This is a genomic window from Acidobacteriota bacterium (genome assembly GCA_034211275.1).
In the GTDB taxonomy this organism is placed as follows: Bacteria; Acidobacteriota; Thermoanaerobaculia; order Multivoradales; family JAHZIX01; genus JAGQSE01.
This window is the reverse complement of record JAXHTF010000004.1, coordinates 41,001-56,123: the sequence shown is the minus strand read 5'-3', so window position 1 is coordinate 56,123 and position 15,123 is coordinate 41,001. Positions and strand designations below refer to the sequence as shown.

The window sequence follows — 15,123 nt, the reverse complement described above, 5'->3', positions numbered from 1 at the left end:
CCTTGGTCGAGCTGGACACAGCCTTCCGGCGAGCGGAAGCGCTGCGAGCCCAAGGTCGGCACCGGCGGGCGCTGGACGCGTACCGCGACCTGCTGGCGCACCGGCTGGCGGCGGTGGGCAGCGACAAGGAGCGGTTCACCAGCCTCGACCTGGTGCTGATGGAGCGGCTCGCGGAGCTGGCGGTGCTCTTCGGCGCCACCGAACCCGCCGAGGCGCTGCTCCACGGCATGGCCGAGCTCTGCCGGGACGCCGGCAACGTCTTCGGCGCCGATTGGGCCACCGCCAAGCGAATTCAGATCGTCCTCGCCGAGGGCCGGCTGCGGGACGCCGACGAGCTGCTGGGATACCTGGCTCCGACGGTAGGAGATCACCGGGAGGTGGAATTCACCGACGCCGGCCTCCGCCGCTGGGCTGCGGGCTGCCGCTTCGTCCATGCCGATCACCGCCAGGTGCTCCTGCCACTGGTGTGCCTGATCCTGGGCCAGCTGCTGGCGGCCCTGGGGCAGTACAGCGACAGCCTGATGATGCTCGATGCCGGCCTCGGGTTCATCACCGACGGCCATCCGGATCTGGCCCAACGCCTCCGCCGCCCCCTGCGCCTCGCCCGCGCCTCGGCGCTGCTCCAACAAGGAGAGCTATCCTCGGCAGCCCAAGAGCTCGAAGCGCTGGAGTCCGAGACTCTAGGAGACAAGCCGGAGCTCCGGGAGGAACCTGCCCAGGCAGTACGGCGCCGGGAGCTCGCCGCCCAGCTGGCCCTGCTCCAAGGGCGCTACGGCGTCGCTCGCCGCCGGCTCGAGGAAGTGCTCGACCTCTGCCGGCACGGCGACTTCACCGCCGCCCGCCTCACCGCTCAGCTCAACCTCGCCCGCGCCCTGGCGCTGCTCAACCACACCCACCAGGCGGAAGAGCTCCTCGCTGATCTTCCTGCCCAGGCCCGCGACCTCGGGTTTCCCGGGCTGGCGGCGCGGGCGGAGGCCCTGCTGCCCGTCGTCCGAGCCCGCCGCCAATCCCTGGTCCCCGAAGTCCGGGCCGGCAGCCTCGCCATCGCGCCGCCGGTGATCGAAAGCTGGCATCCCACCGCTCCTCCGGCGGCAGCGGCCGAGCCGGCCAAAATACAGCACGTGCCGCCCCCGGAGCTCCTCCAATCCGCCGACTTCCTCACCTGGTATGAAGACCGGGAGCTCGTCTTCCGCTGGACGCTGGCCCATGACCTGGGAACCGCCGCGGAGATGCTCCGCCAGCTGGACACCGTCTTCCGCTGCACCGATTCTTCCTTGATCCATGCCCGCCTCGACGCCGTCCACGGCCTCGTCGCCTACTATCTCGGCCACCTCGACGACGCCGAGGTCTGGCTGGAGAGGGCTCTCACGGGGCTCCGGGCAATGGGTACGCTGCCGGAGCTGTGGCAGACCCAGCGGGCTCTCAGCTGGTGTTGGGCTCGGCGGGGCCGTCCGGAGGAAGAGCAGCGGGCGCTGGCGCGGGAGAACGAGGCCCTGCTCCAGCACCTCGCCGGCTCCCTCCAAGGAGCGGACCGCGCCGTCTATCTGCTCAACAAATGGACCGCCGAGGAGGAAGCGCTGGCCCACCGCATCGACGCCCTCACCGCCCTCTGCGTCCAACCCCTCCAAGGCTCTTGGCCCCGGCGCCTTCTCGCCCGCTGGAAACGGCGCTGGCGCGAGCTCCACCGCCTCCACGAGCTCCTCGACGCCCTCGACCACCACAGCGACCTGCTGGCCCGGGAAGCGCTGGAAGGCGACGCTGCCCCTTCCAGCGACTCCAGCGACTCCAGCGAAGCGCCGCTGCATCCCGGCGAGTCGACGCAGAGCCGCACCAGGCTCTGGCGCCGCCTGCTCACCCACCCCCTCCGCACCATCACCGTGCGCTTTCTGGTGCTGCCGGATCGGGTGGTGACGATGAACCTCGGCTGGTGCCGTCTCGGCTTCGCGGTGGCGCCGGCCACCCGCATCCAGGTCCGCGAGCTGGTCGCCCGCTGGCACCGCTCCATGCTGGCCACTGCCCACACCCGCGATCTGGTCTTCGCGGGCAGCGACGCCGGTCTGGAGTCTGAAGGCTGGGATCCCGACCCGCAGGCCCCGGCGGACACCCCCGAATCCACCGCCACTGCGCTTGCCGAAACCCTCAGGCTCCCCGCTCTCCTCGACTCGCTCCCCCGGCGCACCCGCCGGCTGCGCCTGGTCCTCGACGACAGCCTCCACGGCTTCCCCTTCGCCGCCCTCCGCCACCGCGGCGCCTATCTGGTCGAGCGCTGGGCCCTCTCCACGGCCCTCTCCACAGCCCTCTCCACGGCCGTCTCCGCGGGTCCTTCTCTTGGCTTTTCGAGTGGGTTTTCCCCGGGGCTTTCTACGAATCGTTCTACCCCGCACGCCTCCGCCCCGCCGGGGAACCTCGCCGCCTCCTCCGGCAGCTCGCGGCAGCGCCCGAGGAGTCTCCGCGCCCTGCTGGTCGGCGTCTCCCGCGGCACCGCCGATCCCCCTCTCCCGCCCCTCCCCGGCGTCGCACAGGAAATCACCCTCCTCGAGCAGGATTTCCGAGCCCGCGGCTGGCCGGTCCACCAGCTCACCGACGCCCAAGCCGACCGCCGCACCGTGATCGATGCCCTAGGGCACTGCGACCTGGCCCACCTCGCCTGCCACGGCCTCTTCCGACCCGACCGCCCCGACGCCTCGGGCCTCTTCCTCATCCCCGGCGACGGCCGCAAGGCCCAGCTCCTCAGCCTCCGCGATCTCGCCCGCCTCGACCTCCGGCACCTCCGCCACATCACCCTCTCCGCCTGCTGGTCGGCGGACAATTACATCCTCCCCGGCCGCCGCATCCTCAGCCTCCCCGAAGTCCTCACCCGCGCCGGCACCACCAGCGTCCTCAGCCACCTCTGGCCCCTCGACGACACCACCGCCGTCCCCCTCATGCAACGCTTCTACCACCACCTCCGCACCCTGCCCCGGGACGAGGCGTTGCGGCGAACGCAGCTGGAATGTCTGCGGGAGCGGGAAACTGCGGATCCCTATTTCTGGGCTGGGTTGCGGCTGGGTGGGGAGGGGGGGGCGGCTTTCGGTACGGTTTAAAATGCAGTCATGACCGACAAAGAACGCCTACACAGCCTCGTAGAGAACCTCCCGGACTCGGAGGTTCATGCCGCACTTCGATTTGTGGAGTATCTCCAGCGGGAGGCTTCCGATCCCGTGTCCAAAGCGCTTCAGGAGGCTCCCTACGACGACGAACCCCTGACAGCCGAAGATCTCGCGGAGCTCAAGGCCGCCGAGCGGGATCTCCAAGAGGGCCGTGTGGTGTCTCACGATAAGGCCCGGCGTGACCTGCTCCGAGCCTCGTGACCTGGAATGACCAATAGAGCCGGGTGCGTTGCGGGCAGCTTCGAAGCTGGATCGGCCAACTCGGGAACGAATCTTCCACGGAGTTGAATCCTTCGCAGCCACCGGCCAGGGGGGACGTGAAGCGATTGAAGGGGCAGCTGGACGGTCTCTTTCGGCTCCGAATCGGCGACTGGAGAGTGCTCTTCTCCCAGGAAGGAAGCGTGTAGCGTGACGGTATTCACCTGACACTTCGGTGCAAATCCAAGGCGGTCAGCGCATCTCTAACCTGCCCTCTTAAATAGCCCCCTTATCCAGAACCCCTTTTTGCAAGCACCAAACCTATCGCGAGTCACAGGCACACCGCTATGTTTCTCAAGGCGCGTAATGCCGTACTCACCGATCTTTAGACATGAAAAGCCAAAACCCTCCAGGGCCTTCACCAACGACTCTCTGGTGAAAAAATGAATATGAGGAGTATCACGCCCAGGCAGATCCCAATAGAAGTGCTCCGTATTGGGAACCTCAACGAACAGGTAACCCGAAGGTCTCACCATCCCGCTCAAAACAGACAAGACGCCACCCAAATCAAGGACATGCTCAAGCCAATGACTAGCATGCACATAGTCAAAACGCTCATCCGTCTCAAACGGAAAATAGCTTGCAACCTTCTCAATACCTTGACGTCGATAATAATCCTCCCACTGGTCGCCCGTCTCGCAGACATGAAGGATTGGCAGCCCCCGGCACTTGCTTCTGAGCAACAGCGAAGCATAAGCTGCCCCTGCCCCAATCTCCAAGACTCTAACAATCGAATCGCAAGCCACTCTCTCCATCACAAAATCTACCTGATGAATAGCCCTCGGATTTTTCAAATACGCACTTTCACTACCTGCAGATAGTTCGATCGTAGATGACCTCTGGGACCAATACTCATCTTGGTAATACTCTCGCAGATCATCCTCCCCTGGAGGATTCGACATCTCCCCGTGCCCACAACTACCACAAATATTGACATACCCAGCAAACAGCTTCCTCCTTCCCGAAATCCTCTTCAGCCTTGCCATAAATCCCGGAATAGCAAAGTCAAAACATGAAAGAAGCTTCCTCACCAAACTCTTCACTCTCCAATCCAGCACATGCTCACCATACTTCTTCCTCAGTACTATTTCTGAGCCACAAACACAGCATTGCATCTCTCAGGCACTCGCTTTCTTATAGATCCCAACATCGCTACAACAAAACACGTCCACGACACCTGCAGCTTTGAATACACAGCAAACTGCCCGTGGCAGAAGTCCCTTCCTCAGGCTCCAGCAGCTTCCTGTAGCGGATTGCCCCAGCCCTGCGGAAGGGCCTGGAAAATCTGCCAGCAGGCGCCCAAAAGTCGGAGGAAGGCTCTCAAGGGCTTGATTGGGCTCCCAAAAGCCCTCGAAAGGGCCTCTGCCAAGGCCCGCAGGCCCCGGGGTGTTCCAGCGCCGAACGCCGCGCGCAGGACGAGTCCCAAATTGAAGGCGGCCACGTGTACGACAATCCGCTTGCGGATGTTCTCGCGCCCTCGAAGATAGATTCTTCGCAAGCCACCGGTTTCATAGCAATGAGCAGAGCTCCGTTCGACCCGCTCCGCCCGAAGCCGACCCAGGGTGCGCCCTCGGTTGCCCCGCATACGGCGTCGGTTCGCGTAGACCGCTTGCTGGAGATCAGTCCGGCCTCGCCAGCGACGGCGAGAGCGCTTGGGCTCTGCGATATAGCTCCGGATCCCCAATTTGCGATGCGAATCGATCACCGCATTGCTGTGATACCCACGGTCGGCGACCACTTCTTGCAACAGATCCTCTGTCGACAGCTCCGAGGTGTCGAGCTCTTCTTCCGGCAGATTCGTCAGGCGTTCCGACGCCTCTTCCAGCGTTTCTTCTTGGCTGCTGGTGTCGCCTCGATCAGCCGGTTGGACGGTGACAGCGACCACTGCACCCGTTTCCAGATCTACAGCATGCTCGGCTTTGTGGGCCAGATGCGTTCGACCGTCCTTCATTCGGGTGATCTTCGCGTCGGGATCGTCGGGGCTCTCCCAGTCCTTGTTCGAGGCTTTGTTTTTGCGCGTACGATCCTTGCGGGCCAACTCCCTCCGGCTCAGATCCACGGCGCCATCGGCCTCGGCCAACTGCTGCAAGTACTCCGGATAGCTCTCCCCCGAGTCGCGCCGCACGATGCTGCGCATCGCCGCGTTGGCCTCCAGCGTCGTGGCGTCCACTCCCAGGGTCTTGCCCCGCAGCAGTCCGGCCTTCAACAGCACCGCCAACACCCAATCGAAGACCTTCTGATGGGCCGTGGTGCTCAGCAGGCGGCGGGTGCGCGAAAGCGTCGAGTGGTCCGGCGTCGAGTCCGTCAGCTCGAAGCCGCAAAAGTGACGCAAGGACAGCGAGTCCGCCAGCCGCCGGGCAATTGCTCGCTCCGAGTCCAAGCCTTCGAAGTATCCGATCAGCAACAGCCGAAAGTAGACGCTCGGTGGCATCGACGGCCGCCCCATGGTCTCGGCATAGAACTCAGCTGCCACCTGCTCGACAAAGCCATCGAAGCCGTGCGTTTCCAACAACGAATTCAGCCGGGAGTAGAACGGATGCCCCGGTCCCTCGGCCAGCTGCGACGTCTCGATCCACAACGTCGCTTGCTGCCGCTTCTTGCGTCGTCCCATCGCCATCGCGCGGTCTCCTCTCGTGGTGGACTGAGGCTATCCGGCCAGGGCTCCTGCCTCAAGCTGGAGGGGACTTTCACCACGGGCAGCTAGACCTGATAACGACCCACACGTCACCTATAACAGGCTGGCAAAACGCCACCTACAGCCTCCTGCTCGGGCATCAATCTATTCGCAGCACACTGTCGTCTTGATGGTACGTGATTGAAGTAGCCAGCGTCAGGCATCACCTCCGCCCAATATGCAAGTCAGAGCCAAGCCTGTCGCGTAGTTTCTGTCTATCCAACATCCCCCACCGCCCAACCAACCCAGAAGCAGAGGCAGGCTCCAAAGATCCAGTCTAGTCGACAATCCTGTTGGCTGCCTTTCCAAGGAGCATCCCCGCGATATAGGCAAATAGCCCTCTGCTGTTCGCAAATGCACTGCCGCACAGGACGCCGCCGTCCTGCCTAAGTCGATCCGCAAACCCACACCCACCCCCAACTTTCCCCTCCCCCAACTAACACCCAGAGCCGATGCGGGGATCCAAGTAGATGACCGAAGCAATTTCACTCTCATCGACCAAGGAAGGAGCTCATCATGAGATCCAGTGCCCCTCCAGGCCATGCCATCGCCCAAGCCGCCAGCAAGGGCCGGCTGCGCAAGAACCTGTCTGTGGAAGGAAAGCATCAGGGCGAGAAAGTCCGCTTCACCCCGGCGGAGATGAAAGAGCTGGGGTCGATGGAAGAGCTCTAAGAGGGCCAGTTCGTCGGCCGGCTGGAGAACGATGCGGAAGGGGACGAGAGCGGGCTGCCGCCGGGGCAGTACAACCTTTTCCTCACCCGGGAGAAAGACCGCTGGCACCTCTACGCCGAAGCCGGCGGCGAGGTTCGCGGTGAAGCGGTGCGGGTGGAGGTGGAGCGGTACAAATGGGGGGCCCACAAGGTCGGCAAGCCGCAGTTCCGCGAGAAGGGGTGGTGCCTGATCGACATCTGCTTCCTGTCGGTCTGGGGCTACTGCTTGGTCGGGATCAAGTGGGGTTGTTTCTAATCCCCCCAGGGCGCCTCGCGCCCTCTCCGGCCTTCAACTCCACACCCCCGGCGGAGTACCTGCCGGGGGTGTTGGCGTTTGGGCTTCTAGTTGTCACTAAAACCGATCACCTGGCAACCCTTAAGTCAAATGCCAGACCAAGGGCCGCGGATACACCTATATCTCCATGTGCAATCTTGCCTTTTCAAGAATCAGGTTCCCCTCTCAGAAAATCACCACAATTCTCCGAGATCCCTCACAGGACACTGGGCTAGGTCTCCCCTAGCCTTTTCACGGTACTAGTGGCGCCGTTTGGGGCCGCTTCTTTGCTCCTGCAGGCTTTATCACAAGGAGCGCCCGCAACAACACAATGGGAGGAGAACCATGACTAGAAAAGACAAGGACGCTGGCAAGACCAAGAAAGATACCCCATCCGAAGCTAGAGGGCGACACTCTGCCAAAGATGACAAAGACAAATCATCGAAGCACCACAAGAATCACCGAAGAAAGGACCGCCTCAACAAGGACCTAGACATCAACGACTTATGGCTCTGCGTGCCTAAAAAGTGCAAAATGCTCAGCAAAGAAGATCTACCTGAGGCCTCTTCCAAAGAATGCTTCCTGGGCGGCCCTATAGGCCTAGAAAGATGGAAGAAACGCCGAGAAAGCCTCAGACAGAAATGCGACAAGGACCACGTGCTCCTTTACGGACAGGATGCCATCGATCATGCCAAGAAGGTCCATGAAAAAATCCATCGAAGAGCTCTTCGTTTTTCATATGTCCATGCCGTGGACATCGGATTTGCTGTCCTGGAGCGCAATAAGACTTTCGAGAATGCTCTCGCGATCCGCCTTCACGTCAACAAGAAGTTAGACCCCGATGAACTAAAGAGACTTGGTCTTCCGGACATGACCGATTGCCGCTGGGACCCAAATTTTCGCGAGCATCTCGAGGACAAGCTTAAGAAGCAGTTTTCCGACGACGCAGCTGACATCGACCCTCTTTACGCCCTCGCCAAAAGCCTTCAGGCGCCCGGGTCACAATTCCTCTTGGGCAGTGGCTCGCCAAGGCAGCATCCTTTGGCCGGATACGAGGACATCGAATACCGCCCAACTGTCAATAACTTGACACAAGAAAGTCTAACCAATCCTGATGGCGAGACTCCTCCAAAGATCAAGGAATGCTGTGCCGAAAGTGAAGAACCGAACGGTGATGTGGGATCGTCTGAGGACAAGAAGGAGTGTCGCGTACATATCTGCGGAGTTCCCCTGGACATGATTCAGGCTGAATACTTTCCCACCAGTGGAATCTTCGTAGAACCCCTTCAAACCAGTCAAGAAATGCGAGGTGAGGAACCCCTCCTGACGGGCCGGGACCGGATCAATACCCTAGTCGGAGGAGTCAGCATAGGCAACGAGGCAGGCCAAGCAGGCACTTTGGGTGCTGTTGCCTGGGATCGCACCGACGGCACCCCATGCCTCTTGAGCAACTACCACGTCCTCTCCGGCACATTGCCTTCCAGCGTCGGCCAACGCTGTTACCAGCCCGCTCTCTTCGATGGTGGATCCCAGGATGACGTGGTCGCCAATCTCAAGCGTTGGTTCCTCGATGAGGATGGGGATATGGGCATTGCAGAGCTGAGAACAAACCGCCCTTATGCCTCCGGCGAAATTCTCGGCATGTGGCACCCTATCGCCGGAACTCAAAAACCAGAGCTGAACTTAGTGATCAGGAAATTTGGTCGGACAACAGGATTCTCTCGAGGATTCATCGATGGCATTCATCTCGCGACTAATGTCGACTATGGAAATGGAGTGGTACGCTTCTTCAAAAATCAGATCCACATCGCCCCACTCTTCCGGGACCAACAGATTAGCCAGGTAGGAGACTCAGGTGCGCTAGTGCTTACCAGCAAGCGCCTAGACTGCATGGAGAGGAGGCTCAAAGAATACACAGCTGCTCTCCAACAACTATCTGAAGTCATTCGAATCTTGGAGCGCGATCCGAAGCTATGCGCACAAGGACGCAAACCGTCAGAATACGTCAACATGATTCTAACTATTCTCTGCAAGCTTCAAGAGAGCTGCAAACAGGATCACGAGAAGACACGCGACCACGACTGCCACGGATGCAACATTCGCTCCGCCTGCGAATTACTCCTCAATCGCTCAGAAGAGGAGGAAATCCACCAGTCAGAGACGAAGAATGAAACGCTTGACGCCACCATAAAAAGAGAGGCAATAAAGACCTTAAAGAGTCAACTGAGAGAAATAGGATTCGATGTCACAAAAGCTGTGAACAAGAAACAGCAAGGCAGGTACCGGCAGCGTCGGCGAGTCTACTACGCCGTCGGCATGCTCTTCGCCGGCGATACAGCGGGCTCACCGTTTGGAGAATTTGCCCTTGCCTCCGACATCGAGAAAGTTGTCGAGAAGCTCCAGATCTCACTCCAACCAGTCTTCGAACCGCGCAGTAGCTTCCGTAGGCTGCGGCAAGATCCGGAAGACTTGCGAGCTGGCAGGACGTTCCGCCAGCGTCTGGAGCCCGGGGACGAAAGGTCCGATGACCGGGGAACGGGCCCCCAACCGGACCCCGATCCACTGACTAGTGGCGGACAGGGATAAGTAAGCGGAGGATAGAAGATCTGCCGTCTTTCTCCTGTAGGTAAACACGACCGACGCGTTGCTTACAAAGTAGGGGGGAGACGGCGGGTCTGTGCTAGAACCTGCTGGTACTCGTCATCCTCGCGAAAGTCGATGAATGCCGCGTCATCCTCGAGTCGAGATAGTAATGCGCCCTCCTCGATGGCTCGACGGGCTCGGTCTAGCAGCGTTGATCGATCTCTTTGCACCGCAGAAATTCGGGCTGCATAGAGCCAAATCAGATGAGATCTGGGCGCCTGCTCGAGCAGCCTCTGGATTTCCTGCTCTGCTTCCTCGAAGCGGCCCAACTTGGCCAGACAAGCCGCACGCCTACCGAGGAGATCCAGCTTGACATCTGCCGACTCTGCCCAACGGTCAAATATTTCTAGAGCCTTCTGGAACCAAATCTTCGCCTCTTCAACCCTGCCCATTTCAAGAAGCGTGTCCCCGAGCCCTACTGCCGGGTTGGGCGATGGGTCCGGTTCATTGAGGTTCAACCGATGAGCCTCCTCGAAGAACCGCAACGCATCTTCCCACCGTCGAAGGCCATAGAAGGCAAAACCCAGATTGGAAGCTACGGCTCGATCCTGCACCTTCCTGTACAGAGCTTCAAGCTTAATCTTGGCATCCTTGAAACGGCCCATTTTCAAATAGAGGACTCCGAGATCATTGAGCGCCGTCGTCTGCTCAGCATCAATGGTCAGCAGATCCTCGTATACTGCTGCTGCACGGTCTGGCTGTCGAGCATATTGATACAGCTGAGCTAGCTTCAAGCGGCAGCGAATGTGTCCGGCTCCCTGCTCAATCCCTGTTTCCAAGACTTCAACCCACCTCAGTTCGGGCTCCTTCTGAAGAAAAAGGGCTTCGGCGAGCATCACGTAGGCCAGGTCACAGTCTCCAGATACCTTGGAACACTCTCGCTCTAGCCCCAAAGCCTTTTGAGCTGCCTCCAACGCTTCGGGAATCCTCTTCTCAGTCAACCGCAATCGAGCTAGGGCAGCCCATGCCAATGGGTAGGAGAAAGGATCATATTCGAGAACGCGCGTTATCAGAGTCTCTGCTTCGATTCGCTCCAGCTCTCTTTGGCGCCGCGCGTAAAGATCGGCCTTGAAGAAGGCTAGGAAAGACAATACCTCTGGATGATTTGGCGCGAGGTTTCTTGCGAGACGGAGCTGTCGACTAACCCGCTCCAGCGTAGCCGTATCGTCCCCTGAAAGCCAGTCGGTGCGCGCCTGGACCAGATGGGCCGCAGGTTTATGAGGAAGGGGTTGCGAACGGACAGGTACCGAAATGTCTCCGGCTTGGGGCGGTGGGCCAGGCATCGGAACGGCAGACCAGAATAACCAGTAATAGAGGAACGAAAGCCCTCCGATCACCGCTACCACACCTAGTACGGCGGCCCACCTGCTGCTGTGCTTTGTTCCACTGCGTGGTTTATCGACCTTGGCTGTAGGGAGCCAGGCGCGAGAGTGACTGGTTGACGAGACCCCCACCAGCGCCTCCTCCAACTCCCCCGCCCCCTGGAACCGCTCCCCCGGCTCCTTCGCCATTGCCTTGCAAACGACCCGCCGCACCGCCTCTGGAATGGGCTGTCCGGTTGCGTCCTCCAGGGGTTCAGGGTCTTTGGACAGAATCGAGTGGACCACTGCCTGGTCGAAGTCGCCGTCGAAGGGGCGGCGGCCGGTGAGGAGCTCGAAGAGGACGACGCCAAGGGACCAGATGTCGCTGCGGTGATCGACGGGCTCACCGCGACTTTGTTCGGGGGATTTGTAAGCCGGAGTCCCCAACGATGCACCGGTGCGGGTGAGGTCGGTGCCGCCGAGAAGCTTGGCAATACCGAAATCGGAGATTTTGGGGGTGCCGTGCTCGTCTAGGAGGATATTCGCCGGCTTGATGTCGCGGTGGATGATGTCCCGGCGGTGAGCGGCGGCGAGGCCGGAGGCGAGCTGGCGACCGATTTCTACCGCTTCGTGGACCGGCACCGGCCCGTGAGCCAACCGCTGCTTGAGGCTGCCGCCGGCGTAGAACGGCATCACGATGTATTGCTGCCCGCCGACGGTGGCACCGATGTCGTGGACCGCGGCGAGGTGGGGGTGGTCGAGGGAGGCGGCGAGGCTCGCTTCGCGCTGGAACCGTTGGTTGGCCGATAGGTCGCGGGTCAGTTCTTGGGCGAGAAATTTGATCGCCACGGAGCGGTCCAGGCGACAGTCCCGCGCTCGGAACACCACGCCCATGGAACCATGGCCGAGCTCCTCCTCGATCTCGTAGTGATCGATGCGGGCTCCCACCGCCGGCAGTGCCGAGCCCTGGAGCCTCAGCACCTCCTGCAGCAGGCGATAGCCCTTGCGCGGCACGGTCTGGATGAAGACCGGATTCTTGGCCGAGTCGCCAAGGGCTCGGCGCAGATCCCAAATGGCGTGACTGATCACCTCGTCGCCCACGAAGACCGACTCGCCCCACACCCGCCGGAGCAGCTTCTTTTTCGACACCACCCGCGGAGCGTCCGCCGCCAGGCACACCAACACCGCCATGGAGCGGGCTTCCACTTGCTCCACGGTGTCGCCGTGCTCGAGCTCGTTGCGCTGAGGTCGCACCCACCATTCTCCGACCTTGAAGTCGGGTTCCATGGAGCCGCTCAGCGTGACCGGAGAATCGTGAACCATCCCATCGTCTTCGGAACTCATAGTGACCCCAAGGATTTATTGAATGGATAGTTGATCTTAGCAGCCTATTTCAGACCTCCTGAGAGTCTCTCAGAGTTTCCTCACAGCTCTCAGAGTTCTGCTACAGGACCCGGCCGGCAGGCTCTTCCTAGTCTTCAGCATCGCCACGGAAGTCCCGTGGAGAGGAGAAGAAGGGGGAGCCAGATGATGGATCGTGAAGAAGCGGAAAAACTCTTCTTGGAACGCCTGTCTTGGATCGAAGCGGTGATCCGCAAGACCGCTCAGCGCCGTGGGGTGGGATTGGATGAGATCGAGGAGCTGCGTTCCCGCGCGTTCCTCCACCTCATCGAGGAGGACTACCGGGTGATCCGGGAGTACCGAGGCAAGAGCCGCCTGTCGACCTATCTAGCCACGGTGATTCAACGCCTGTTCATCGACTATTGCTATCGCCGCCACGGCCGCTGGCGGCCTTCGACCGAGGCGCAACGACTGGGAGACATAGCTATGAGCCTCGAGACTCTGGTCTATCGAGACGGCTATTCGTTCGGCGAAGCGCGAAGGATCATCCTCACCGAAGTCGGCTCACGAGTGTCTGGGCGAGAAATCGACGAAACCTGGCTCCGTCTGCCGGCCCGACTCTCCGGGCGCCAGTTCTGCGAGCTTGCCGTAGACCAGCTACCGGCCGCCAGCAGCTCAGAGTCACGAGCGTGTTTGGCGGAGTTAGAGAAATGTCGCGACCAATTGCTCGAGCACTTGCAGGAGATTCTGAGGCAGCTCAGCACCGAGGAGCGTGTCGTGCTCAGGCTTCGTTTTCTGAAGGGCCTGACCGTCCAGAGCATCGGCAAAATGCTAGAACAAGACCCCAGAACCCTATACCGGTGCTGTAACCGGGTGCTGGTACGTCTTCGCCATTGCTTGACCGACGCCGGCCTGGAGTGGGATCAAGTCAAGAGGCTCCTCGGCCAGCCGGATCTCCTTCTCGATCTCGAACGAGATCTCCGGTGGCCGGAACGACTGCCCGCCACCGGAGCCTCGTCGGACCAGCGAGCTCAAGCCCGCTAAATCCCCAACACCATCACCCCCAACCCAACCAGCGCCACCGTCCCGCCGGCCAGCACGTCGGCCCAGCGGCTGAGGAAGGGGGTGCGCCAGGTTTGGAGGCCGCGGTGGGCGGGGGCGACGAGGGCGGTCATGGTGGTGAGGGTGGCGGCGGCGTAGGTCAGGGCGACGGTGGCGACGGCGGTGGGGCCGAGGGTGGCGGCGGCGAAGACCAGGGGGATGAGGGCGACGCAGGGGTCGAGGGCGAAGATCACCAAGAGGCCGCCGGTGGTGAGGGCGGAGGGGTCGTCCTCGGCGGCTTCTTGGAGCCGGCGGGAGGCGACGGTGCGCCAGCGCCAGGCGGCGTAGGTGAGGCCGCCGGCGATGAGCAGCAGGCCGGCGGCGGTGGTCAGGCCGGTGCCGAAGGCGGCGAGGGTTTCGGCGCCGAGCCAGAAGCCACCGAGGGCCAGCAGCGCGGTGGCGGCGAGGTGGCCGAGGCCGCAGAGGAGGGTGACCCGCAGGGTGCGGCCGGTGGACCAGCGGCGGGCGCGGCCGACGGCGGCGAAGGGCACCCAATGATCCGGGGCCAGGGAGTGCAGCGCCCCCAGGGACAGGGCGGCTAGAACGAGACCGGTGAGGGTGGTTTCGGCGGTCATGGGGAATCCTCCTGGGCAACGGCCGGCGCCTCCACGGACGGCGGCCTGAGATGATGGGTCTCCAGCCAGTTGAGCCAACGCTGCATGCCCTCGCCGGTGAAGGCGGAGAGGGCGACGATGTCCGGGTCGGGCATGACCCGGGCCAGGTTGTCGATGATGTTCTCGAGGTTGACCCCGGGCAGATGGGGGAGCAGGTCGATCTTCGACAACACCACCAGATCCGCTTTGCGGAACATCACCGGATACTTGAGCGGCTTGTCCTCCCCTTCCGTCACCGAGAGGACCACCACGTTGGCCTTCTGCCCCAGGTCGTAGATGGCCGGGCAGACGAGATTGCCGACGTTCTCGATGAACAGGAAGTCACTGCGCTGTGCCACCTCCGGTTGCTGATGCTCTAGCTGGTGCATGGCCTCGTGCACCAGCCGGGCATCCAGATGGCAGGCGGAGCCGGTGGTGATGGACACCGACGGGATGCCGGCGGCGCGCAGGCGCTCTGCGTCGCGCTCGGTGGCCAGGTCGCCGCTCATCGCCGCCAGCTCGAAACGGCCGGCGAAGGCACGAGCGGTGGCCTCCAGCAGGGCGGTCTTACCGCAGCCCGGGGAGCCCATGAGATTGATGGCCACCACGCCGTCGCGCTGAAAGTGCTCGCGATTGTGCTGCGCCCGATGATCGTTGTTCGCCAGGATGCTCTCTTGGAGCTCCACCGGCACCACTTCCGGGTCGCCGCAGCCACAGGTCTCACACATCCGGTACCTCCATTTCGATCCGATCCAAGATGATTTCGTCCCCCGCCTGCAAGCGCGCCGGCAGGCCGCAATCCGGACAGCGCAGAAACTGCCCCCGGGGCACCGCCTTGCCGCAGCGGGGGCAGGCCCAGCAGGCCGCCACCGCCTCCACCTCCAGCTCGGCGGCCTGGCACAGGCTGCCCTTGCGGAAGAGGTCGAAGGCAGACTCCAACAGCGGCACCTCGACCCCGGAGAGCTCTCCGATGCGCACCCGCAGCTTGTGCACCGAGGTCGCCCCCCGGGTGTGCGCCACCTCCTCGACGCGGTCGAGGAGGGATTGAACGATGGAGTACTCGTGCACGGCGGGTTCTC

At 61.9% G+C, this 15,123-nt stretch carries 11 protein-coding genes; 5 read left to right on the top strand and 6 right to left on the bottom strand.

The genetic code is table 11. From position 1 onward, the window contains the following. The first annotated feature begins 2 nt into the window (after positions 1–2). Positions 3–3,083: a CHAT domain-containing protein gene (locus SX243_01740; GenBank protein MDY7091673.1), complete on the top strand. Its 3,081-nt coding sequence runs from the start codon at positions 3–5 to the stop codon at positions 3,081–3,083. A gap of 9 nt (positions 3,084–3,092) precedes the next feature. Then, positions 3,093–3,350, top strand: a complete 258-nt coding sequence (locus SX243_01735) for a hypothetical protein (protein ID MDY7091672.1) — start codon at positions 3,093–3,095, stop codon at positions 3,348–3,350. A 260-nt stretch (positions 3,351–3,610) separates the two neighbouring features. Here SX243_01735 and SX243_01730 read toward each other — a convergent pair whose 3' ends face one another. Beyond that, positions 3,611–4,450: a class I SAM-dependent methyltransferase gene (locus SX243_01730; protein ID MDY7091671.1), complete on the bottom strand. Its 840-nt coding sequence runs from the start codon at positions 4,448–4,450 to the stop codon at positions 3,611–3,613. Between the two features lie 182 nt (positions 4,451–4,632). After that, on the bottom strand, positions 4,633–6,024 hold the full coding sequence (locus SX243_01725; protein MDY7091670.1) for a transposase: 1,392 nt from the start codon (positions 6,022–6,024) through the stop codon (positions 4,633–4,635). Between the two features lie 573 nt (positions 6,025–6,597). Between SX243_01725 and SX243_01720 the strand changes: the two genes are divergently transcribed. Beyond that, complete coding sequence (locus SX243_01720; protein MDY7091669.1) at positions 6,598–6,753, top strand: hypothetical protein; 156 nt, start codon at positions 6,598–6,600, stop codon at positions 6,751–6,753. A gap of 657 nt (positions 6,754–7,410) precedes the next feature. Further along, entirely contained in the window at positions 7,411–9,651 is a 2,241-nt protein-coding gene (locus SX243_01715; protein ID MDY7091668.1) for a hypothetical protein, read from the top strand. Between the two features lie 62 nt (positions 9,652–9,713). On the opposite strand, the gene SX243_01710 is transcribed toward SX243_01715, so the two are convergent. Continuing rightward, positions 9,714–12,332, bottom strand: coding sequence for a protein kinase (locus tag SX243_01710; protein ID MDY7091667.1), 2,619 nt, complete (start codon positions 12,330–12,332; stop codon positions 9,714–9,716). 204 nt (positions 12,333–12,536) lie between these two features. On the opposite strand from SX243_01710, the gene SX243_01705 reads away from it, so the two are divergent. Next, positions 12,537–13,394 carry a sigma-70 family RNA polymerase sigma factor gene (locus tag SX243_01705; protein ID MDY7091666.1) on the top strand — a complete coding sequence of 286 codons (858 nt, stop codon included), beginning with the start codon at positions 12,537–12,539 and terminating at the stop codon, positions 13,392–13,394. Here SX243_01705 and SX243_01700 read toward each other — a convergent pair. Genes SX243_01700 through SX243_01690 form a run of 3 tightly spaced genes read right to left on the bottom strand, consistent with a single transcriptional unit; the run spans position 13,391 to position 15,112 of the window. Next, positions 13,391–14,026 carry a hypothetical protein gene (locus SX243_01700; GenBank protein MDY7091665.1) on the bottom strand — a complete coding sequence of 212 codons (636 nt, stop codon included), beginning with the start codon at positions 14,024–14,026 and terminating at the stop codon, positions 13,391–13,393. The genes SX243_01705 and SX243_01700 overlap by 4 nt on opposite strands. Next, the gene (gene hypB, locus SX243_01695) at positions 14,023–14,772 is read right to left on the bottom strand and encodes a hydrogenase nickel incorporation protein HypB (GenBank protein ID MDY7091664.1); all 750 of its coding nucleotides are present in this window, start codon (positions 14,770–14,772) and stop codon (positions 14,023–14,025) included. The genes SX243_01700 and hypB overlap by 4 nt, the downstream gene beginning before the upstream one ends. Then, positions 14,765–15,112, bottom strand: a complete 348-nt coding sequence (locus SX243_01690) for a hydrogenase maturation nickel metallochaperone HypA (protein ID MDY7091663.1) — start codon at positions 15,110–15,112, stop codon at positions 14,765–14,767. Before SX243_01690 ends, hypB begins: the two co-directional genes overlap by 8 nt. Between the last annotated feature and the right edge of the window lie 11 nt (positions 15,113–15,123).

Coding starts and splice junctions, on each gene's coding strand:
- SX243_01735 (MDY7091672.1), top strand. CDS start 3,093: ATGACCGACAAAGAACGCCTACACAGCCTCGTAGAGAACCTCCCGGAC.
- SX243_01725 (MDY7091670.1), bottom strand. CDS start 6,024: ATGGCGATGGGACGACGCAAGAAGCGGCAGCAAGCGACGTTGTGGATC.
- SX243_01720 (MDY7091669.1), top strand. CDS start 6,598: ATGAGATCCAGTGCCCCTCCAGGCCATGCCATCGCCCAAGCCGCCAGC.
- SX243_01715 (MDY7091668.1), top strand. CDS start 7,411: ATGACTAGAAAAGACAAGGACGCTGGCAAGACCAAGAAAGATACCCCA.
- SX243_01710 (MDY7091667.1), bottom strand. CDS start 12,332: ATGGTTCACGATTCTCCGGTCACGCTGAGCGGCTCCATGGAACCCGAC.
- SX243_01705 (MDY7091666.1), top strand. CDS start 12,537: ATGATGGATCGTGAAGAAGCGGAAAAACTCTTCTTGGAACGCCTGTCT.
- SX243_01700 (MDY7091665.1), bottom strand. CDS start 14,026: ATGACCGCCGAAACCACCCTCACCGGTCTCGTTCTAGCCGCCCTGTCC.
- hypB (MDY7091664.1), bottom strand. CDS start 14,772: ATGTGTGAGACCTGTGGCTGCGGCGACCCGGAAGTGGTGCCGGTGGAG.